Here is a 20971-nt window from a genome sequence, read left to right as displayed (position 1 = left end):
TGATCTAAAAAACAAGAAGACTGTTCAAACGAGCAGTCTTTTTTTGATTTCATAAGATTTCTTCGTCAATCGGGCGGTAAGTTATTGCGAGCGTAACGCAGTGTAGTGCGGCAATTTTTATAATCTTTGTTAAAAACTTTTATCTAAAGTTAAATTCAAATATTTTTGCCTCCATGAACATTCACAATATAAAATCTACGGCCCTCATCATATCCGGTTTATTCCTCGCATCGTGCGCCTCCCAACCGAAACAAAAAACGGTATCTGAAAAGCCAGCAGCCACCAAACCTGCAACAAAACCAAGCAGCCCAGCCGCAACCTCTGGAACAGTAAAGCCCAAAACCCTTACTTTACCAACCGTAAACCGCGAATTTCGCGCCGCATGGGTTGCCACTGTGGCGAATATCAACTGGCCCTCACGTAACAACCTTTCCGTAGAACAGCAGAAACTGGAAGCTGTGCAGATGCTCGATATGCTGAAGGATGCCCATTTCAATGCGGTGATTTTCCAGGCGCGGCCTTCTGCTGATGCCCTTTACAAAAGCGATCTTGAGCCGTGGTCGTATTTCCTGACGGGCCAGACAGGCAAAGCGCCGTCGCCCTATTATGATCCGCTTGAATTCTGGATTTCTGAAGCGCACAAACGCGGGATGGAACTGCACGTATGGCTCAATCCGTACCGCGCGCACCATACCACCGGCGGCGCAGTAACCGGCGAAAGTATGGCCGCGAAAATGTCAAGCGACACTTACCGCCTGCGCAACGGCATGTACTGGATGGATCCTACAAGTGACCGGGTGCAAAACCATGTTTCCGCCGTCATTAAAGACCTTGTGAAACGCTACGATCTGGATGCGGTGCACATCGATGATTATTTTTATCCGTACCGAGAATACAACGGTGGTGCAGATTTCCCGGATTCCAGGACATGGACGGCCTATAAAAATTCCGGCGGCGACCTTTCGAAAGCTGACTGGAGAAGAGCCAACGTGAACAAATTCATAAAACGCATTCACGATGAGATAAAAGCTGAAAAACCGTACGTGAAATTCGGCATTTCGCCGTTCGGCATCTGGAAACCCGGCTATCCTGCGGATGTGACGGGTTCTTCACAGTATGACGAACTTTTTGCGGATGCCAAACTGTGGCTCAACGAAGGCTGGTGCGATTATTATTCGCCGCAACTGTACTGGAAAGAAGAAGGCCCGCAGCGTTTTTCATCGCTTTTAAAATGGTGGAAGCAGGAAAACTACAAAAACATCCACCTCTGGCCGGGCTTAAACACGGTCGGGATCAAAGGCGTGGCCGATAAATCCCAGGAAATTTCGGACCAGATCAGTACAACCAGAAACCTGCTCGGTAACGGCGCCGGTGTCATTCATTACAGTATTGACGGGCTTTCCAAAGACTGGAAAATGCTCAGCGCCGTGAAAAACCTTTACAGGGAAAAAGCCCTGGTTCCCGCAAGTCCGTGGATTAAAACAGAGCCTGTGCTGAAACCAGAACTCACCGCCAAAAAGAACGGCACCACGGTTGATATTCGCTGGCTTTCCCGAAAGCCGCAGCAGGTGCGGAACTGGATTCTCTATTCCAAATACGGCAGCCAGTGGGAAACGCAAATTTTGAACGGCGAAGATTATTCCCTGAAATTACCGTTGGCGAAATCGGGCGTCCACCTCACCGACCTCGCACTGAAATCCGTGGACAGGCTTGGGAATGAGAGCGAATATGTGGCTGTGGAAGTGCATTGATCTGCCTGGATTTCTGTTTGTGATAAATCACCCACTAAAAAAATAAAACTGTGTTTATGAGCGAAAAATTCAAGACTGGATTCATTTGCTGAAAAATTAACATTTCGCCCGGGAATTGAATCCCTTCGTTCATCGGACCATTTTATTTGGTTTCTCAAAACTCGCCCGGGCGGTTTTTTTCTTGCGTCCATGGATTGCTCAAAATGTGGGAATTTTTAATTTTGTTTTCAATAAAATATTTCAATCCGTAAAAAAAACCATTTTCTTTGCGCAAATGACTCCCAGGACACTTTGTGGTACGTGATGAATCTACCCGCAATGACAATCTGGCTTAAAGTTCCTGACCGTAACTAGCCCTGACCGCAACGGTTACCCCGCAGCACGCGCCGGGCATGGCGATGGCGCGAGGAGTATGAGTGAAGGGCAGGTTCCCGGCTCCTGATAATTTGTATTAAGATTTAATTAACTGAAGATCAATAAAAAATAAAATAAAAAAGCTTTGTGAATTAAATTATAATCGTATCTTGCAGCCAGTTATTTAAGGAGAAATTCAATCAATGTTCATATGTCCGTTAGTTGATTTCCAATTAATTAATCAACAATATTTTTATTTTTTATTATGAACATTTTTATTTCAAACCTCAACTACAACACTGTTGAGTCCGAATTGCAGGCGTTATTTGAAAATTACGGTACTGTAGATTCTGCAAAAATTGTAATTGACAGGGAAACGGGAAGAAGCCGTGGTTTTGCATTCGTGGAAATGCCGAACGAAGAGGAAGCTAATAGAGCCATCGAAGCACTTAACCAATCAGAATTTAAGCAGAGAGCGATGAATGTTGCCGAGGCACAGGCCAGAGAATCTAAACCGAGAAGCTATGGCGGAAACGGCGGTGGCTACAACAGAGGCGGCGGTGGCTACAACAGAGGCGGCGGTGGCTATAACCGTGGCGGTAACGACAGAGGAAACTGGTAAGAACCAATATCCATAAATGAAGCGGGCTTTTTGAGCCCGTTTTTTTGTTTCCGCGAATTGCTTTTTAAGTAATAAGACCAAGAAAAACCCTATCTTTGCACACCTTAAAGAACATGGATTCTTTTAGTTTTAACTTGAAACAACTATCAAAATGAAGTGTGGTATCGTAGGACTTCCGAATGTGGGAAAGTCAACCCTTTTTAACTGTTTGAGCAATGCCAAAGCGCAGTCGGCAAACTATCCGTTCTGTACCATTGAGCCTAATTTGGGAACCGTGTCGGTACCGGATCCGCGGCTTTTCGAGCTGGAAAAACTGGTGAATCCTGAAAGAGTTTTGCCGGCGGTAGTGGAGATTGTTGATATTGCCGGTTTGGTGAAAGGCGCTTCCAAAGGTGAAGGTCTGGGTAACCAGTTCCTGGCTAACATCCGCGAGTGCGAGGCGATCATCCACGTTTTGAGATGTTTTGATAACGGCAATATCGTGCACGTGGAAGGCTCTGTTGATCCTTTGAGAGACAAGGAAATCATCGACATTGAACTCCAGCTGAAAGACCTGGAAACCATTGGTAAAGCCGTTGATAAAGCCAAAAAATTCATTAAATCCGGAAAAAAAGAAGATATCCTGACTTATGAAACTTTGCAGAATCTCCAGAAGTTTTTGGAGGACGGCAGAAATGCAAGGGAATTTGAAACAAATGATTTAACAAAACCGATTATCGACGAAGTTCATTTGCTGACCAAAAAACCTATTCTGTACGTTTGCAATGTGGACGAAAATTCCATTAAAAACGGCAATGAATGGGTTCCGAAGATTGAGGAGATGGCGAAAAAGGAAGGCGCTGAAGTTGTGGTTTTGGCTGCCCAAATTGAAGCCGACATTAACGAACTTGAAACTTTCGAGGAAAGGCAGATGTTCCTGGAAGAACTTGGCCTGGAAGAGCCGGGCGTTAACCGTCTCATCAGAAAAGCCTATGATTTGCTGCACCTTCAAACTTATTTCACGGCTGGCGTAAAAGAGGTTCGCGCCTGGACCATCGAAAAAGGCTGGACTGCACCGCAGGCTGCCGGAGTAATCCATACCGATTTTGAAAAAGGGTTCATCCGGGCCGAAGTGATTAAGTACGACGATTATATTAAGTACGGTTCCGAAGCCAAAGTAAAGGAAGCCGGAAAAATGGGCGTGGAAGGCAAGGAATATATTGTGCAGGATGGCGATATCATGCATTTCAGATTCAATGTTTAAAAAATAAGATTTAATTAAAGATAACAGCGGACGTAATGTTCGCTTTTTTAATGGTATTGCTGTGGGTAATATTAACTTTCCTTAAAGAAAATCCTTTGGTATTATTATTGAAAGCCAACTGCAAACGTTTTTTTTTTATGAAGTTCAGATTGTTTTATGCAGGAATTTTAATGTGTTTTGTGTCAGGTTTAATTCTAATTCAGTGTAAAAAAGAAAACACGGCTGAAACACAAAGTGACCAAATCGTTTCACAAAACCCAACCGACAGTTTAGCCAAAAAAGACACAGTTGTTGCCGAACCGGCAGCGAAGGAGAATATTAAATTCACTGCTTTTGTTTTTCCCGAAGGCAAGAAGAAAAAAGATTCAGCAATGGCGGCTTTCAATGATAAATTTTCAAAAGAAGAGCGCTATACCATTCTGGCGCTTAACCGCCTGGACAGCAAGAACAAGTGGCGTGCGGATACTCTTGTGATTCCTGAAAAGATAGAAACAGATTTCCTGAAATATACACCTTTTCCCGTACGAATTGATCTGCTTAAAGACGTGAAGAAGATTGCATTTTTCGATTATGCCATTCACGCATATGCGCTTTATGACAACGGGAATCTCGTAAAATGGGGGCCGTCGAGCATGGGTAAAAAAGCGACGCCAACCAAAAAAGGCCTTATGTTTACCAACTGGAAGAAAGAAGAGGCTATAAGCACCTCGAACGACGAGTGGAAGCTGCGCTGGAATTTCAACATTCATAATACCATGGGCATCGGATGGCACCAGTATGATTTGCCCGGTTACCACGCTTCACACTCGTGTCTGAGATTGCTGGAGGAAGATGCCAAATGGATGTACAACTGGGCGGACCAGTGGGTGATTACCAATAACGGACAAACTTTAAAAGCCAAAGGGACACCGGTCATCGTATTTGGAGAAACTGATTTTAAATCGAAACCCTGGATGAAGCTGCTGGATAGTCCAAATGCCAATGATGTTTCGCTGGACGAAATGAATGAGCTGATCGAGCCGCATCTGGATGAGATTTTAAAAGAACAGAAAAACTCGGAACAGGTGAGGGCACAGCGGGCAGCGGAAACTAAAAAGGATGCTGCTTAGTTTCCTTTTTCTCAAAGGGTAAAGTAGATTCGATTGCGAATTTTCTGAGAAGCTCCATTTCTGCTTTTGCTTTCTTCTGTCCGTAGCGGGCTGCGAAATAGGTGAGCAAACCTAGCATAAGGACGACGAAAGACATGGGCAACCCCCAGTGATAATCTTCGCTTCTGATCTGTATACCAACGTACCACAACGTGATGAACACCATCCAGAGGATTCCCCATATGAAATAAAGAAACATAAAGAAAGTCCAAACTGCCGAACTCGGGCCGAAAATTCCACGTATGGCTGTGGTGGAATTTTCTTTTTCGGTTCTTAAAGACAGGTATGGTTTCCAAAATTCATTATGCTCGGTTTTCACATAGATCGTTGCACTTTCACGGTTAATAATTCCGGAAAACTGCGGATCAGCAGCAAGAAATTTTTTAAGTTGAACTGAATATTCTTCTGGTGAAAGCGATGTGAAGACCTTAAAACGGGGCCTCGTCCGTATTCTGTCAATTGTCGATTCTTCTGTAATCATAGGTTTTCCTGATAGGGGATTGGATCTTCCAGCGTGAAGGTAAATTTCATTGGTTGTCCGCCCCGTATTATTTCAAAAGTTACAATTTTTCCTTCTTCTGATTTCAGCAGGTTGTTTATTTTTTCTAAAGTTAAATCTCCGGCTTTTTTACCGTTGATCAGCATTATTTTATCGCCTTTCCTTATTCCTGCGATTTCTGCCGGTGAACCTTTTCTTATACCTGCGACTGAATATTCCGGTTTCAGAACAAACTTATATTTAAATTCTCCTTCGGCGGTATAAACCTGGCGGTTTTCGTTAGCCGTCGCGAAGCTGGAATTTTTTGTTTCATTCTGCACCTTCACCAAATCCTGATGCCAGGACATTCCGTCGTGTTTCACGTCAATACCGCTCATATTAAATTGAAAAGGCTCATTGAAGTTACTGTTTTTTTTCAAATAAAATTCACGGTTCGGATAATCAAAAATAATGGTGAAACGCCGAAGCGTCTCGCTGCCAATAGAACCCTTACGTCCCGGTACTAAATTGAGATGCTGAATTGAGTGTTCATCCGGCATTGCCACCAAAGGCTTCTGAATTTTAAAATCGGAAAGGTAAAGATTCCGGATCCGGCTGCGTTTCCCGTAGATATCACCATTGAAGCCGCGTCCGAGATAATCTTCAATATTCGGACGGTTATATTCAAAACCGGGAATCAGCGACGGGAACAGCCAAACAGCATCACTGTTTCCAAGGTCTAAAAGCATTTTCGACGTTTTTTGCTCGTTATACTGTTCTACATCAGCAATGATATAAGGTTTGTTGAGTTCAATGGTTATGGGCTCTTTGGCATAGTTTTTCTTTTCGCGACTGAGGTTTTTCTCTGTTAAAACCGTGATTTTGTGGCTGACATAATCGATCTTAACGGGATGGTTGCGAAAGAAATGGTAACCAATAATGCCGTTCACAGGAATTCCGACGTGTGATGAAAAGTTAAAATCTTCATTAAGTATAATGAAAATTGTATGGCTTGAATCCGTAAAATTTTTACCGATGGAAATGTGGTTTTTTACCGCTTTCAGTCCTTCAATTTCTACGCTGCCACCCAATCCGGAAAATTTCATTTTTTCAACGTGGTTGAAATCAACCTGCTTGTCATCAAGGCTGAAAAGTAGCGTTTCGCTCACCCCGGAATCCAAAAGAAAAGTAAGTTCCACACCATTGACAAATACCGGAATAAAGATGAGATTATTGATTAATCTGAATGGGATTACCATTTTTTTATTTTCAGTGAGCTGAAAGCCTTCCTGAGAAAAAAGGTTTAAGGAAATGAAAAGCATTAAAAACGGAACCCATTTCATAAACTGAAGTTACAAAATAAATTGATTGCCCATGAAAAAGCCCGGAAAATTTCCGGGCCTTGTTTTATTTTTGGTTATCTCAGATATTCATCCTTGATCTTTCAATATCTTAATATCTGTAATATTCCGGTTTGAATGGTCCTTCAACCTCTACACCAATATATTTTGCCTGCTCAGGAGAAAGGGTTTCCAGTTCCACACCAATTTTTTTCAGGTGAAGCATGGCTACTTTTTCGTCCAGTTTTTTAGGAAGTGTATAAACTTTGTTTTCGTAAGCTTCTGAATTGTTCCAAAGCTCGATCTGAGCCAAAGTCTGGTTAGAGAATGAATTTGACATTACAAAACTCGGGTGTCCTGTTGCGCATCCAAGATTTACCAGACGGCCTTCTGCGAGGATAATGATGTCTTTTCCGTCCACGTTGTAAATATCCACCTGTGGTTTTACTTCAGATTTTGTAGCGCCGTAATTTTCATTAAGCCATTTCATATCGATTTCATTATCGAAGTGACCGATGTTACAAACGATGGTTTTATCCTTCATTTTCTTAAAATGTTCACCTCTCACGATGTTGAAATTACCTGTTGTGGTAATGATGATATCTGCAGTTTCGATAACTGTTTCCAGTTTCTTTACTTCGTAACCTTCCATGGCAGCCTGTAGCGCACAAATTGGGTCGATTTCCGTAACGGTAACAATAGAACCTGCACCTCTGAAAGATGCTGCCGTTCCTTTACCAACGTCGCCGTAACCGCAAACTACAACTCTTTTGCCGGCCAACATCACGTCAGTCGCTCTTCTGATGGCGTCTACAGCAGATTCTCTACAGCCGTATTTGTTGTCGAATTTTGATTTTGTAACAGAATCGTTTACATTGATTGCAGGCATTACCAAAGTTCCCTTTTCCATTCTTTCGTAAAGCCTGTGAACACCGGTTGTGGTTTCTTCGGAAAGTCCTTTGATGTCTTTAGTCAATTCTGGATACCTGTCGAAAACCATATTTGTAAGGTCTCCACCGTCATCCAATATCATATTTAAAGGTTTTCTTTCCTCACCAAAGAACAAAGTCTGCTCGATGCACCAGTCGAATTCTTCCTCATTCATTCCCTTCCAGGCATAAACCGGAATTCCAGCCGCTGCAATCGCTGCTGCAGCGTGATCCTGGGTAGAGAAAATATTACAGGAAGACCAGGTAACTTCAGCACCCAAAGCCACCAAAGTTTCAATCAGCACGGCAGTCTGGATCGTCATGTGAAGACACCCTGCGATTCTGGCGCCTTTTAAAGGCTGGCTCGGCCCGTATTCTTCACGGATGGCCATTAAGCCGGGCATTTCTGCTTCAGCAAGTTCAATTTCTTTTCTTCCCCATTCTGCGAGAGAGATGTCCTTTACTTTGTAAGGAATATATTGCGTTGTTGTTTCCATTTTTAAATTGAAAATTTTTTTTGCAAATTTACTAACTAATTATTTCATACCAAAATATGCCTTTTTATCAGGATTTTACCGACGAAAATGCCACCATTCTTTTCTGGAAATATAATGAAAATGACCAGTTTAATCAATGGGAACTTATTCAGCCGGAAGATTTTGAGAAAGTACAGAATTACCATCCAAAAAAAATGGCGGAATACCTGATGATCCGCAAACTCCTGCGGATGGCTAAACCTGACCACAAAATCCTGTATCAGTCCATTGGCAAGCCGTACCTCTATCCGAAAGATGCCTTTATTTCCATCACGCATTCTTATCCTTTTGCTGCATTGGCAATTTCTACAAAACGCGTAGGGATCGACATTGAGCGTATTATGCCGAAAATTTTAAAGATTAAAAGCAAATTTTTGCATGACAGCGAAACAGTTTGGACAGAAAATGCAGACGAGGTGGAATTTCTCACCGTGATTTGGGTAATCAAGGAGGCGCTGTACAAACTTCACCCTTCAAAATACTGGTCACTCAAAAAGCATTATGAAGTGGAACCTTTTGAGCTAAATGATTTGAATGAAATTAAATGTCGGGTTTTTGATGAAAATTTTGAGGATCGTTATATCGCCAAAGTCATTCAGATAGAGGATTTTTACTTTGCGATCATCGAAGAAAACCACAAAATCAATTACAAAATTCCGAAGAACAATATTTTCTAGCGGTAAAGGACATACTTATCAACCACCTTCCGCTGCTCGCGGGCCACGTCGTAGAGCAGTTCCAGAATTTCCCTTATGTTCTTAAGTTCGGTGAGTTTGGTAATTCGGTTTGGATCCCGGATATCAAAAAATTCGTTTTCCTCAATTTCTTCTTTGCGCTTTTTGAGCATTTTCTCCACTAAATCCTCCGGTTTCAGGGCACTTTCCTGGATCGTTTTCTCGTCGGTTTCCTCAGAATTAAGCAACGCGACCGTTCGCAGGAGCTCTGCAGAAATTTTCTTGTTCCAGTTCTCAGTATCGATTTCGGGGAACTGATTTTTCGAATTGGCATACTGTGCCAGCGATGCGGTATATGCCGTCACAAGGTGAGAGGTGTTCACAAACTGGTGCACGGCTTCCATCCTGCGCTGCTGATTTTTTGGGTCAGAGAGCATTTTCTGGAAGTTGTCCGACAGGTTTGCAAGGCTGATGATGGCGTCTTTCCGCTTCATCCGGTATTCCTGGTCATCCCCTTTTTTACTGATGAAATGCTCAAGCACATTCTGAAAGTAATTCAGGTTGGCTTTGGCAGACTTCTTCATGAGAACAATGTTTTGCGAATGCTCCCAAACCGGGAAAATAAAGTAAGAAACAGCAAACGCGATCACTCCCGCAATCACGGTATCCAAAATCCGGTCTTTGAAAATAAGGTTTACATTTCCGGGATTCAGGAAATTAAAAGTGATGAAAATATAAATCGTCATAAAGAAAACCGCCCACGCATATTTGTCTTTAAGAAGCGAAAAGCACATAATCATCGATGACAGTAATATTGCGAGCAAAACCGTGTCATTCTTAATAAAAATCAACATAAAATAGGCGGTTACTGCACCTGCCGCCGTACCGTAAATCCGTAGGATATTGCGGTGTTTTGTGGTGCTGTACGCCGGCCGCATAATTGCAATGATGGTGATGAGAATCCAGTAAGAATGCCCAATCCCAAGAAAACTTAATTTTGAAATCGCATATCCGATCAGTAATGCAACTGTAATTCTCACCGAATGCCGGAAAATTCCTGATTTTAAAGAAAAATTATTGAGAAAAACCCGGGAGTTCAGCTTTTCCTGTTTCGGAACGAACTTTTCCAGATCCAAACCTGTAGAAAGGCTTCTGGCATTTTTCAGATCTTGGGAGAAAACTTTATAAATCGTGATTACATCCTCCGCAACCTCGCTTACACGCAGCAGGATCAGCCTAAGGGCCATAAAATCCTCAAGCGTTTCTGGTTTCATTTCGCGGTTCCGGAGCGCGAAATAATCGTCATAAATATGTTGCAGCTCCGCATCAATATCCAGCCGCGGGACGGTTTTTACACCGCTCTGGAGTGCAATGCCGATATTGGTGATTTCTTTGGCCAAAAGGTTAAGGAAATCGTGGATTTTTGGAAGAATTCCAGCGTCATCGAAAGCTTCATGTACTTTCCTGTAATTATGATCGCTGGTTAGGAGCTTTTCATAAAAATCTATGGAATTCAGGAACATTAACATCAGCAGGCGGCTCGTGGTAGTGGATTCGTTCACAATTTGCCGGGTTTTGAAAACCACTTCGCGGGTGTCTTCCTGGAGGTCTTTTATGACAACCTGTTTTGCAATCACTTCGTTATAAAGTGCATCCAAATCGGCATTTTTCTGGTAGAATTTGGCTTTGATCGTAAGGTAATCGGCGAGCTGAAGATAGTTTTCGCCAATCATCTGTCCGGGCAACTTATAGGGCTGAAGCTTCGTCACCACAAGAAAAACCAGAAAAAACCAAATACAGCCCGCCGCAAAAATCACCACGCTTTTAAAAACCTGATCACCCGATAAATGCCCGTCGATAAAAATTGAGAAGACCACCAGGCTTAAACCACCAACCGCCGCCAACCTTTGGCCGTAGACGCCCAGCATTGTAAAAAACATTCCGAAAATGATGATTTCCACAAAAATCAGAGGAGGATAATCCTTCAGAACACTGGCAATTACCGTAACAAAAAAGAAAGAAACTACGGCTAAAAGCAATGCATTACGACGCCGGATAAATGGCCCCGACATATCCGTCAAACCCACAAAACTGGTTCCCAGCGGAAAGAGGAAATACTCTTTCAGTATCCCAAAATAAGCTAAAATAATGCTGGGAATCACAATTGCCAAAGCAACCCGCGTCCCGGAATAAATGTGCTGACTGGTGATAAATTTCTGGATTTCGGATCTGTAGTTCACATTACAAAAGTAAGGTTAAAATGTAATAATCCTTCGCTTTTGCGCAAGAACTGTGGCTGCCGAACTAAGTTTTTTTTAAGAAGGGGTGAAGGTTACAAAGAGAAAAGTGATCAGTCCTCTACAAAGAATGCCATGGAGCTCCCGATCCAGATTGCATCTTTTTTATTGAAATCCACATTTGCCATTTCTACCTTGGTCATCCTCACAATGTTATCCATCAGCATAGGATGTTCTTCATTTTCTTTCCATAAATACAGCATCCTGATTTCCGCTTTTGAAAATTCACCGTTAATGTCTTTGAAAAGCGGTTCATAGCTGACCTTACGCTGCATGATGTAATGTTCTTTGTCAGAAATCCGGTCAATGTCCTGCTTCGTCGGATTCAGATTTATACCGCTTCCTGCAAATGAAAACAGAGGCTTCAAAACGTATTCTTCAAGTTTTTCATCTTGAGGAAAGTCCTTCAGGAAATAGCTTTTTGGAATGTAATGGTGCTTAAGCTTTGGAAGTATGAATTTTGAGATTTTAAAAAACCAGTTCGGGTGTGTAACCCATTCTGCATCGATTTCGTCGCGGAAATCAAAACCCGGTTTCACATCCGGCAGATTTTCAAGCTCATCGAAAATGACACGGTTGTAAATCCGGTTTACAGGGATCAGCTTGCCCTCATTTTCATAAAAAAGTTTTTTACCTTCTTTTTTAATTTTGGTGAGGCAAACGGTCTTTATGCCAAGGTATTTTTCAGTTAATGCAAAATCAACTTTTGTTTTTTGCTTTTCGGGATAAATCTCGAGTAAGATAACATTTTCGGGATTTTCATCGCCCACGATCACTTCCCTCAAATAATCAATATATTCCGTTTTGGGCATTGAAGTTTTCAAGTCTTTACAGAAAGGGAAAACCTCTATAAGCGTCTCTTCACACGCTTCTTGAAATGAAAACAGAGAAGGGAATCCCTGTAGTTCAATCAGTTGTGGCTCTATTTCGTCTTTATTGTTTTTGCAGATTCCAAAATCTATAGCCAGAAAATGAGGTTTTTTTGTGTCGCCAGGCACTCTGCAGTGATCCGGAACAGCCTTTTGCAGCTCTTCATCCGGCATTTCCTTTATTTGCTGAATGATGCTTTCGCAGGCTGCAATTAATTTATTTTTAAAATCGTTTGAAAGAAAAACAGGGCTTTCAGAAATCCTGAAATCTGCAGGCATGCCGGCCTTTTCTGCCAGAATATTCTGAAACCGAGCATACTTTTCAGCCGAAAATTCGCGGTTAAACTGTTCTCTGTATTTGGAAATCATTTCTTTGTTTTAAAAATAAATAAAAAAACTTTAATCCTGAGTTTGCAAACGGAACTGCATAACCTGATCAGCAGCATTTTTCAGAAAGGTTGGCAATATTTCTTTCTGTGTCAGCAAGATTTTATCATCGTCATTCAGCCGGTCGATTGTTTCCAGGTATTTTTCAACACCATAATTTTTAATCATGGCTGCACGGTTGGTGTCATCTTCAAGGTTTTTCATCATGCCTTCGGGATCGGCTTCGGGATGAAATTGCGTTCCAAAGATTTCATCTGAAAAACGAATCGCCATCACGGCCCTTTCCAACTGAATATGCGGACGGACTTTTTCTAACACCATGATTTTCATTCCCAACTCATCCATTAATTTTAAATTGGGTTCGATTAACTGATAAGCACGGGAATCTACGGCGTAGAAGGGATCGGGAAGATTTTTTAGCAAAATATCGCTTTCACCTTCGTCGGTTTTGTGCACCGGCATTACACCGAAAGAGTACGATTTCCTCTTGCAGATATTTCCCAGTTTCCAGTGGATGCTTGCCAGCTGAAATGAGTGGCAAATAAGGAACAGATACTTCTTCTGTTCAGAATTTTTGTTGTGATTCCAGATTCCATCTAAAAAATCGGCAAATTTCTGTTCCCATTCATAGCCTTCACGATGCGGATTTCCAGGGCCGCCAGAGGATATAAAAATGTCAAAATCCTCAATTTGTGGAACTTCATTTCTGAACCTCACATCAAAAATTTTCACCTCCAGTTCTGCCGGCGACTGTTCTCTGAACGCGTAGGAAATCTCTGTTATATTTCTCATTCCCTGATTGATATGGTTATTATTCATATCGAGCAGGGCAAGTCTTATTTTATTCATGTGGCAAAATTAGAAAAAAAATGTTGGGGGCGGATTTAAGCTTCAATGTTCAATGTCAATATCCAATGCTCAATTGATAAATTATTAAACATTAAACCAATAAGTTACCAAACCACTAAATTACTCAACCACTCAACCACTCAACCACTAAATTACTAAACCACTAAACCACTAAACCACTAAACCACTAAATTACTCAACCACTAAACCACTAAACCACTAAACCACCAAACCCCTAAACACCATCACTATCTAACAACCGCTTTATTCCGTAATTCCATACTCGGTTTCGGCAATCATATAATCCACCACACTGCGCAGATCGCGTGTGTCGTTGAAAACCTGCAGCTGGCGATCAGCACCGGTTCCTCGCCTGATGATTTCCCAAACGTAATTGATCTCGTCGCGGCTCTCGAGTTCATCAACCACGTCATCGATGAAGAGCAGAAGTTCCCTGAGCAAATCTATAAACGGTACGGATTCTTCTTTGCCAAAATCAATCAGCTCTGACTGGATGCCCTTTTTGGCTGCGCGCCATTTATTTTCTGTAATCATCAGCCGGCGATAGCTTCTGAATGTGATGTTTTGTTGGTGTAGCTTATAAATTTTTGCGGTTAAAGCCTGCATAATAGCTGCTAAACAAACGGTCTCATCAATCCGCAGCGGCATATCGCATATTCTGAATTCTATGGTCGGGTAGAAGGGATGTACACGCAGATCCCACCAGATTTTTTTGGCATTGTCAATGGTTCCCGTTTTGATCATAAGGTTGATATATTCATCAAATTCTGAAACACTGGAGAAGTAGCTTGGGATCCCCGTTCGGGGGAATTTTGCGAACACCTGCTGGCGGTATGACTTAAAACCCGTATTTCTCCCAATCCAAAACGGCGAATTGGTGGAAAGCGCATAAATATGCGGAAGAAAATAACGCATCACATTCTGGATTTTAATGCCTTCTTCACGATTCGGAATGCCAATGTGTACGTGAAGTCCAAAAATGAGATTTCCCCTTGCAACATCACCCATATCGTCCACAATTTTATCATAGCGGTCGGCGGAGGTTATTTTGTTCGTGCGCCATTGTGAAAATGGGTGTGTACCGCCCCCGGAAACGCGGAGGTTCTGTTCATGAGCGATTTTTATGAGCCTTTTTCTCAGGCTGTAAAGTTCTTCTTTGGCTTGCTTGATGTTCTGGCAGATGCCGGTCTCCATCTCCACCACGGATTCGTGCATCTCGTGTTTCAGGTGCTCTTCAAGCGTCGCTTTTCCCCCTTCGATGATCTTGGAGACGTGGGAAACCAGATCGCGGCTCTCCGCATCGATGATCTGGTATTCTTCTTCCACGCCAATGGTGAATCGGTGCATAGTTTTGTGTTTTTAAAATTGAAGTACGGGCAGTGTTGCAGTCCTTATTTAACTGAATCTCTTACAAAAGTTCCCCACGGAATATTTGGTTTTCCAGGTTTGTATTCCCTCGCTTTTTCAATAGCGAATTTTGCAGAATGTTCCACGATCCATGCAAAATTTTCTTCGCCCACAGAATTGCGGTCTGCATCAGGAGCCGGATTGCAGAAGTCGATAGCATAAGGGATACCGTCCCGCACGGCAAATTCTACTGTATTGAAATCATAGCCCAATGCTTTATTCATCTTCAGGGTGAGATCTTCAATCTGTTTTAGAAGTTTTTCCCGTGCTTTGCCGGCCGTTTGATGGGTTGTGGCATATCTCAGATGATGAGGATTGCGCGGCTCATAAGGCATAATGTGGACATATTTCCTGCCGAGACAGTAAACGCGGTAGTAATCTTCAAAAACAATTTCCTCCTGCACCATCATCACCAGTTCGCCGGTTTCACTAAGTTTATCCCATAAATCCTGAGGATTTTCGCAGCGGTAAACATTTCTCCAACCGCCTCCGTCGTGCGGTTTCATATAGCACGGAAAGCCGACATAACCGAAAATATAATCCCAGTCGAGCGGGAATTTCATATTTCTGAAGGATGTCTCCTGCGTATTTTCCGGCCTTTGATATGATGGCAGAAGAACGGTTTTTGGAAGCGGGACACCCAGTTTGGTCATTAACGCATTATTAAAGAATTTTTCGTCAGCGCTCCACCAAAACGGATTGTTGATGACATAAGTGCCGCTGACCGCAGCATTTTTAAGATAAGCCCTGTAAAACGGTACGTCTTGTGAGATTCTGTCAACAATCACAGCGTAACCGTAATCTGCGCCCTGCTCAAGCTTGTCGATAGAGACAGGTTCTGCAATAATTTCGCCGTTTCCCAGCTCATTTACTCTGTCGATAAATGCCCAAGGAAAGGTATCTTCCATACCGAAAAGAATTCCTATTTTTTTCATATTATTATTTAGTTTGATTTTGTTTGATTTTGTTTGAAGGGGTCTGATGGTTTATCCTCTTCCGATTTTTTTATATTTACTTCCTTTGAATTCAATCTTTTTTTTAAATATTGTACGAAGTTTTTAATTTTTATACTTAATTTTTCAGATCTGGTTTTTACTTCTTCAAGCTCCTGTTCGGTATTGGCTTTACTGTAAAATCCCATTAGTTATTAAAGTTTTAAATAAATTATATTTGAAAGGCACAATCGACTTTTGAAAATGCATCACACCGTTTCAAACCAAATTATTTCATCCAAAAAACCGACCCACAAAATTCGGAAATACCATTCGCCAAAGCGGCCAGTCGTGAGATATCCATTTTCTTTCGTCGTACCAGTGGTCGATGCTTTTCTCACTTAAAATCGCTGCCATTTCCTGAGTTGGACCAAGACAGATATCCTGATCGGAGGTGCTGAGCACGATGTGCATGTGCCTGTATTTCCATGCTTCATCATTTTTCACAAATTCTCTCGGGCAGTTGAAGTACACCAGATCATCGCTGTAACCATCCATAAAACTACGGATATCAAACGCTCCGGAAAGACAGAACAGATGGGAAACCAAATCCGGAAACCTGAATGCGAAATTTGCGGAGTGATAACCTCCGAAACTTGCGCCCGCAATCGCGATACGATGTGTCTGGTGTTGCTTCTGCAGATAAGGCACATATTCTTTAACCAGAAACTGAACAAAAAGCTCGTAGTTGCGGATCCTTTCAGCGGGGTGAATATTTTTATTGTAAAGGCTCAGTTTATCGATGGTCTGTACATTATAGAGTTTAAGTCTTCCCTCATTGGTGAACCAGCTGATGCTCTCATTCAGCTTAAAATCATGGTTCTGCGTATATGATCCCTGAGAAGTAGGAAACATCAGAACCGGATAGCCGTAATGTCCGGTAATTTCGACGGGAACGCTTATTCCCAGAATGTGAGAGTAAAAATCTGTATGTTCGATGCGCGGCATAAGTTTTTTTTTTGAAATGGTTGTTGAACGTTGGAGCAATTAATATTGCTACTTACTCACTACTAATAGTTTTTCAAGAACCCAGTTGGTCTTTCGGTGGCAGGATATTTAGTAAGTGATCATTAATTTTTTCAGCAGCTTCATCCAGTTTTTCCCGGACGGTATTTTCACTCTTGGATTTATATACAATGCCCACGTGATAATCAATTGGGAGGAATCTCACTACTTCATTACATTCAAACTCAGTATAATCAGGAAACTGATTTTTAGTGAGGGCGATGATTAATCCGGAATATAATGCGGTTGGTTCTGCGATCTCGTAATCAGCATTTTTCAGCAAAGAATCTTCAATCTTTGCCCACTCTTTCCATAGATTTATTCCGGTGGCAGCTTCCACCATTTCGGGAATATGTGCGCCGCCAACTCTGGAGGAGGTTTCCAGGAAATATAGCTTTCCGTCGTCTTTTCCGCGGATGAATTCGGTGTGCGTAGCACCGTTTGCCAGTCCGAAATCCTTCAGCACTTTAGCATTGGCGTCTTTCAAAGCTTTAAATTCTTCAGAATCAGTGCCCAGGGTTATGGAACGGAATATACCGCCCTCGTGCGAAATCTGCATTGGCGGAGCCAGATATTTTGATGCGGAAGTGAAAACGACTTTGTTTTTATATGTCAGGCTGTCCACATGGTAAACATCACCAGGTTTAAAGCTTTCAAGCAGATATTTATGCCTTTCATCGCCAAGAGAGTTGATAATTTCCCACAGATCGTCTTTATTACTGATTTTTTTAATGCCTGTCGCAGAAGCCTCGGAGCGCGGTTTCAGTACCCAAGGTGCAGGAACTTTTTCCACGAAATCATTTACTTCTTCATTATTGAAAATCGCGGAAAATTCAGGAACATCGATGTGGTTCAGTTTCGCCATCTGGCGCATCGCCAACTTATCCCGGAAATAACGGTGTGCGGTTTGCCCCATTCCGGGAATCCTGAACGTCTCGCGGAGCAGCGCGGCTTTTTCCACATCGTAATCATCAAGCGCGACCACTGCATCGACTTTACGGTTTTGCATAAGATAAGAGAAACCCTTTACCATATCGGAAAGATTCCACACGGACGGCCGCTCTTCAGCCATGAAAAAAATATCTTCCAGCGCGTGGTGCGGCCAGTTTTTGTCTTTTAGATTATCTGACGTTAGCAGGATGACGCGGTTCCCCAGCCGGTGCATCTCATCCATAAATTCGTATCCCTTGAAATAACTGGCAAGGCACACTATAATTTTGGCCTCCATATTAACTGATTTTGGTGTGTTGGTGTAATTTCAGAAAAGAAAAGTGCTATTTTTTTAATCACCTGTATCAAAAAATGAACAAACCTTTCGTTTTCTAGGATTTTCAATCAATTATAAGGAGAAAATTTTAATTAATCTAATTTTTAAAAATAATTTTTAATGAAATTTAAAAGCAGCTGCACGCCGTAACCCGTGGCGGCTTTTTCTTTAGCATAATTCACATTACCAAAGGCTACGCCGGCAATATCGAGATGTGCCCAGTTTTGGTGACCTTCAATAAAATGCTCAAGAAATTTTGCAGCGACGATACAGTCGCCCACAGATTTCATTGAAATATTCTTAAAATCTGCCACATCCGAGCTGATATCGTCCTTCCAAATGTCCCAAAGGGGTAGATTCCAAAGCCTCTGGTTGGTTTCGTCGCCCGATTTCAGAAGTTGGTTTTTTAATTCTTCATTATTTGAGAAAAGGGCACCGCAAGTATCACCGAACATTCTCACCGCACTTCCTGTAAGCGTTGCCAGGTCGATCAGCACATCGGTTTTGTAATTTTTTGAAAGGTATGAAAGCCCGTCCGCCAAAGTCATTCTGCCCTCAGCATCGGTGTTCAGCACTTCAATGGTTTTACCGTTATACGCTGTGAAAACGTCACTCGGCGTGAAGGCATCCCGCGAGATCGCGTTATCCGTAATGGGTAAAACTGCCACAATATTCAGCGGCAGTTTCATTTCAGCCGCTGCGATCAGTGTCCCGATTACCGCTGTTGCACCACCAAGATCCGACTTCATATAATGCATATTGTCGGGATTTTTAAGGGAAATTCCACCAGTATCGAACAGGACACATTTGCCGACCAGTCCAATGGTTTTGTCATTTTCAGCAGCAGCTTTATATTCTAAGATCGTGAAGGCGGCTTCTTTTCCGCTGCCCTGATTGACGGAGAGAAATGCACCAAGCCCCAGTTCTTCACACTGTTTCCGGTTGAAGGCGGTGTACTTAAGATTTTTTTCCTGAGCTAAATTTTTCAGGAATTCGCTGATCTGGTAAACATCTTTTGCGTTGGCGGGTTTATTGAGCCAGTCCATCGCAGCAAACTGTCCGTTGCAAAGCGCCTGAACAGTTTCAGAAATTTCGTCAAGTTTATTCTGGTAAAAAGATTCGGTATGCAGTTCAAAATTTTCACGCCAAAAAGGATGCTCTTTATTGAAAGGATATTTATACGAACCTAGAAACAGGCCTTTAATGAATTCCTCCAACTGATGTTCACCCACGAATTCTGCCGAAATTTTGGTTGCCGTATCCTGAAAGGTTTTTTGATGTGAGTTTGAAAACTTGGCCGCAACCTGCTGAATTTCGAAATTTTTGAAATTACTTTTTCCCAATCCAACCAGATAATTCACTGAATCACCTTCAATCAAAGAAAAAACTTCATTTTTCTTACCTTTGAAAAACTGCTGTACGGATTTTGGGTAACCGGTTTTTTGGTTTTCCCAGAGTTCTTCGGTAAAAAGCGTAAAAATCTGTCTGTAATTTTCACTGCGGTTATTGGTTAGTTTAATCATTGGCTTCGTATTCTTGTATGGTTGGACTTACCTCAGCAGGGTTTTCAATATTATCGTAAAACAGCCATTCTACAGCTTTCGGGAACTCCTGAGACCAGTAGAACTCGTTATGGGTTCCTTCCTCGTTGATGCTCGTTCTGAACTCGAAATCAAAAAGTTTCTGTTCTTCCCATTTTTTCATCTTTTCCTCGAAAACGCGGATTCTCTGCACCATATTCGAGCCTTCCTTGTCGCCGCCATAGATATAAACCTTGGTTTTGTAAGGGACGGTGTAAGAAAACATCGGGAAATTATTATTGGGCTCCACCCAAAGCGAGGGCGAAAAGATCATCAGTTTGGAATAAACTTCCGGGTAAAGGAAACCACTGTAAATACTGATCAGTCCGCCAAGCGAACTGCCGCCAATACCGGTAAACTCCCGCTCTTTTTTGGTTCTGTAAACCGAATCCACATAGGGTTTCAGCGTATCTGCTATAAAACGGATGTACTTTTTCCCTTCTGAGTTTTTGGCGACGGTATTGTTATCAAAAATATATTCGTTGATGCGTTCTTCACTGCCGTGTTCTATAGCGATGACGATGAGGTCTCCGCGCCCGTATTCTGCTAGGATAGAGAGTTTTTTATCAATCTGCCAGTTGCCGAAAGCTGAACCGCCGTTGAAGAGGTTTTGCGCATCCTGAAGATAAAGTACCGGGTAAGATTTGTCCGAGGTTTCATAATCATATGGCAGAAGCGCCCAGACTTTTCGGTATCGGTCGAGTTGTGGAATATAAAAATTCTCGGAAATCAGCTCCACGGTTGGGAAGAATTCTTCCTTGAATGGTCCCCAGTTCAAACGCCATTTTTCTACAATATCAGCGGTTTGCCCCTGCGATTTCTCCGCCTTTCGGTTTGGGGCGATGTTCCCGTAGGCGTCCAGTTCTACGTTTTCCCAGCCGCCCTTGGTGAATTTGTATTCTATTTTTTCCGGGAGGGTTTCGTCATCAATCTCTATGAAAAATGTATCGTGATCACTTTGTTTAAGCTGGAAAGCGCGGTCTTTAGGATTCCAATTGTTGAAATTCCCCGTGATATAAATTTCTCTGTCGTCCACGGCTTCAGTAGAAACGTTAAATCTCATCAGCTAATTTTTTGTGTTGGTAAAGGTAAATAAAATTTGTGGGAGGAGAGCGATGGTGTGGAGGTTGCCGCTGGAGCTGGAGCATGCCTCGGACCCGGCCACGGCACACAATCCACCGTTTTTACAAGTCCGAAAACAGAGCGGCACTCCCAAAACTTA

At 42.3% G+C, this 20971-nt stretch carries 18 protein-coding genes; 5 read left to right on the top strand and 13 right to left on the bottom strand.

Features of this window, described 5'->3' with window-relative positions; translation table 11 throughout:
* Positions 1-173 precede the first annotated feature (173 nt).
* The 4 genes from CKV81_RS03460 (at position 174) to CKV81_RS03445 (ending at position 5079) form a co-directional block, all read left to right on the top strand.
* Positions 174-1751 (top strand): glycoside hydrolase family 10 protein, encoded by a 1578-nt coding sequence (locus CKV81_RS03460; protein WP_095070449.1) that lies wholly within the window; start codon positions 174-176, stop codon positions 1749-1751.
* 619 nt (positions 1752-2370) lie between these two features.
* Positions 2371-2727, top strand: coding sequence for an RNA recognition motif domain-containing protein (locus CKV81_RS03455; protein ID WP_095070447.1), 357 nt, complete (start codon positions 2371-2373; stop codon positions 2725-2727).
* A 151-nt stretch (positions 2728-2878) separates the two neighbouring features.
* Positions 2879-3970: a redox-regulated ATPase YchF gene (gene ychF, locus CKV81_RS03450; protein ID WP_095070445.1), complete on the top strand. Its 1092-nt coding sequence runs from the start codon at positions 2879-2881 to the stop codon at positions 3968-3970.
* Between the two features lie 137 nt (positions 3971-4107).
* Entirely contained in the window at positions 4108-5079 is a 972-nt protein-coding gene (locus tag CKV81_RS03445; protein WP_157727358.1) for a L,D-transpeptidase, read from the top strand.
* On the opposite strand, the gene CKV81_RS03440 is transcribed toward CKV81_RS03445, so the two are convergent.
* From CKV81_RS03440 to ahcY, 3 genes are all read right to left on the bottom strand, one after another.
* A complete protein-coding gene (locus CKV81_RS03440; RefSeq protein ID WP_095070441.1) occupies positions 5060-5599 on the bottom strand; it encodes a hypothetical protein in 540 nt (179 codons plus the stop codon). The genes CKV81_RS03445 and CKV81_RS03440 overlap by 20 nt on opposite strands.
* The gene (locus CKV81_RS03435; protein WP_258454500.1) at positions 5596-6855 is read right to left on the bottom strand and encodes a PDZ domain-containing protein; all 1260 of its coding nucleotides are present in this window, start codon (positions 6853-6855) and stop codon (positions 5596-5598) included. Before CKV81_RS03435 ends, CKV81_RS03440 begins: the two co-directional genes overlap by 4 nt.
* Before the next feature lie 193 nt (positions 6856-7048).
* Positions 7049-8362, bottom strand: a complete 1314-nt coding sequence (ahcY, locus tag CKV81_RS03430; protein WP_095070436.1) for an adenosylhomocysteinase — start codon at positions 8360-8362, stop codon at positions 7049-7051.
* Between the two features lie 56 nt (positions 8363-8418).
* Here ahcY and CKV81_RS03425 point away from each other — a divergent pair, with 56 nt between their 5' ends.
* Positions 8419-9078: a 4'-phosphopantetheinyl transferase family protein gene (locus tag CKV81_RS03425; protein ID WP_095070433.1), complete on the top strand. Its 660-nt coding sequence runs from the start codon at positions 8419-8421 to the stop codon at positions 9076-9078.
* Here the strand turns inward: CKV81_RS03425 and CKV81_RS03420 are convergent.
* The 10 genes from CKV81_RS03420 to CKV81_RS03375 form a co-directional block, all read right to left on the bottom strand.
* Positions 9075-11315 carry an FUSC family protein gene (locus CKV81_RS03420; RefSeq protein ID WP_095070431.1) on the bottom strand — a complete coding sequence of 747 codons (2241 nt, stop codon included), beginning with the start codon at positions 11313-11315 and terminating at the stop codon, positions 9075-9077. The genes CKV81_RS03425 and CKV81_RS03420 overlap by 4 nt on opposite strands.
* A 110-nt stretch (positions 11316-11425) precedes the next feature.
* Positions 11426-12610 carry a hypothetical protein gene (locus CKV81_RS03415; protein WP_095070429.1) on the bottom strand — a complete coding sequence of 395 codons (1185 nt, stop codon included), beginning with the start codon at positions 12608-12610 and terminating at the stop codon, positions 11426-11428.
* A gap of 30 nt (positions 12611-12640) precedes the next feature.
* Positions 12641-13477 carry a type 1 glutamine amidotransferase gene (locus tag CKV81_RS03410; RefSeq protein WP_095070427.1) on the bottom strand — a complete coding sequence of 279 codons (837 nt, stop codon included), beginning with the start codon at positions 13475-13477 and terminating at the stop codon, positions 12641-12643.
* A 264-nt stretch (positions 13478-13741) separates the two neighbouring features.
* A complete protein-coding gene (locus CKV81_RS03405) occupies positions 13742-14845 on the bottom strand; it encodes a carboxylate-amine ligase (RefSeq protein WP_095070425.1) in 1104 nt (367 codons plus the stop codon).
* A 44-nt stretch (positions 14846-14889) separates the two neighbouring features.
* A complete protein-coding gene (locus tag CKV81_RS03400; protein WP_095070423.1) occupies positions 14890-15840 on the bottom strand; it encodes an ATP-grasp domain-containing protein in 951 nt (316 codons plus the stop codon).
* 8 nt (positions 15841-15848) lie between these two features.
* Complete coding sequence (locus CKV81_RS03395; RefSeq protein WP_095070421.1) at positions 15849-16046, bottom strand: hypothetical protein; 198 nt, start codon at positions 16044-16046, stop codon at positions 15849-15851.
* Positions 16047-16131: 85 nt separating this feature from the next.
* Positions 16132-16845, bottom strand: a complete 714-nt coding sequence (locus tag CKV81_RS03390; protein WP_095070419.1) for an alpha/beta hydrolase-fold protein — start codon at positions 16843-16845, stop codon at positions 16132-16134.
* 73 nt (positions 16846-16918) lie between these two features.
* Entirely contained in the window at positions 16919-18130 is a 1212-nt protein-coding gene (locus CKV81_RS03385) for an ATP-grasp domain-containing protein (RefSeq protein WP_095070417.1), read from the bottom strand.
* 143 nt (positions 18131-18273) lie between these two features.
* The gene (locus CKV81_RS03380; protein WP_095070415.1) at positions 18274-19692 is read right to left on the bottom strand and encodes a leucyl aminopeptidase family protein; all 1419 of its coding nucleotides are present in this window, start codon (positions 19690-19692) and stop codon (positions 18274-18276) included.
* A complete protein-coding gene (locus CKV81_RS03375; RefSeq protein ID WP_095070413.1) occupies positions 19685-20812 on the bottom strand; it encodes an alpha/beta hydrolase-fold protein in 1128 nt (375 codons plus the stop codon). The genes CKV81_RS03380 and CKV81_RS03375 overlap by 8 nt, the downstream gene beginning before the upstream one ends.
* Positions 20813-20971: the final 159 nt, after the last annotated feature.

Origin of the sequence: Chryseobacterium taklimakanense, assembly GCF_900187185.1 — a bacterium.
In the GTDB taxonomy this organism is placed as follows: domain Bacteria; phylum Bacteroidota; class Bacteroidia; order Flavobacteriales; family Weeksellaceae; genus Planobacterium; species Planobacterium taklimakanense.
Note: the sequence above shows the minus strand (reverse complement) of the source record. Positions and strands in the feature narration are given on the sequence as shown.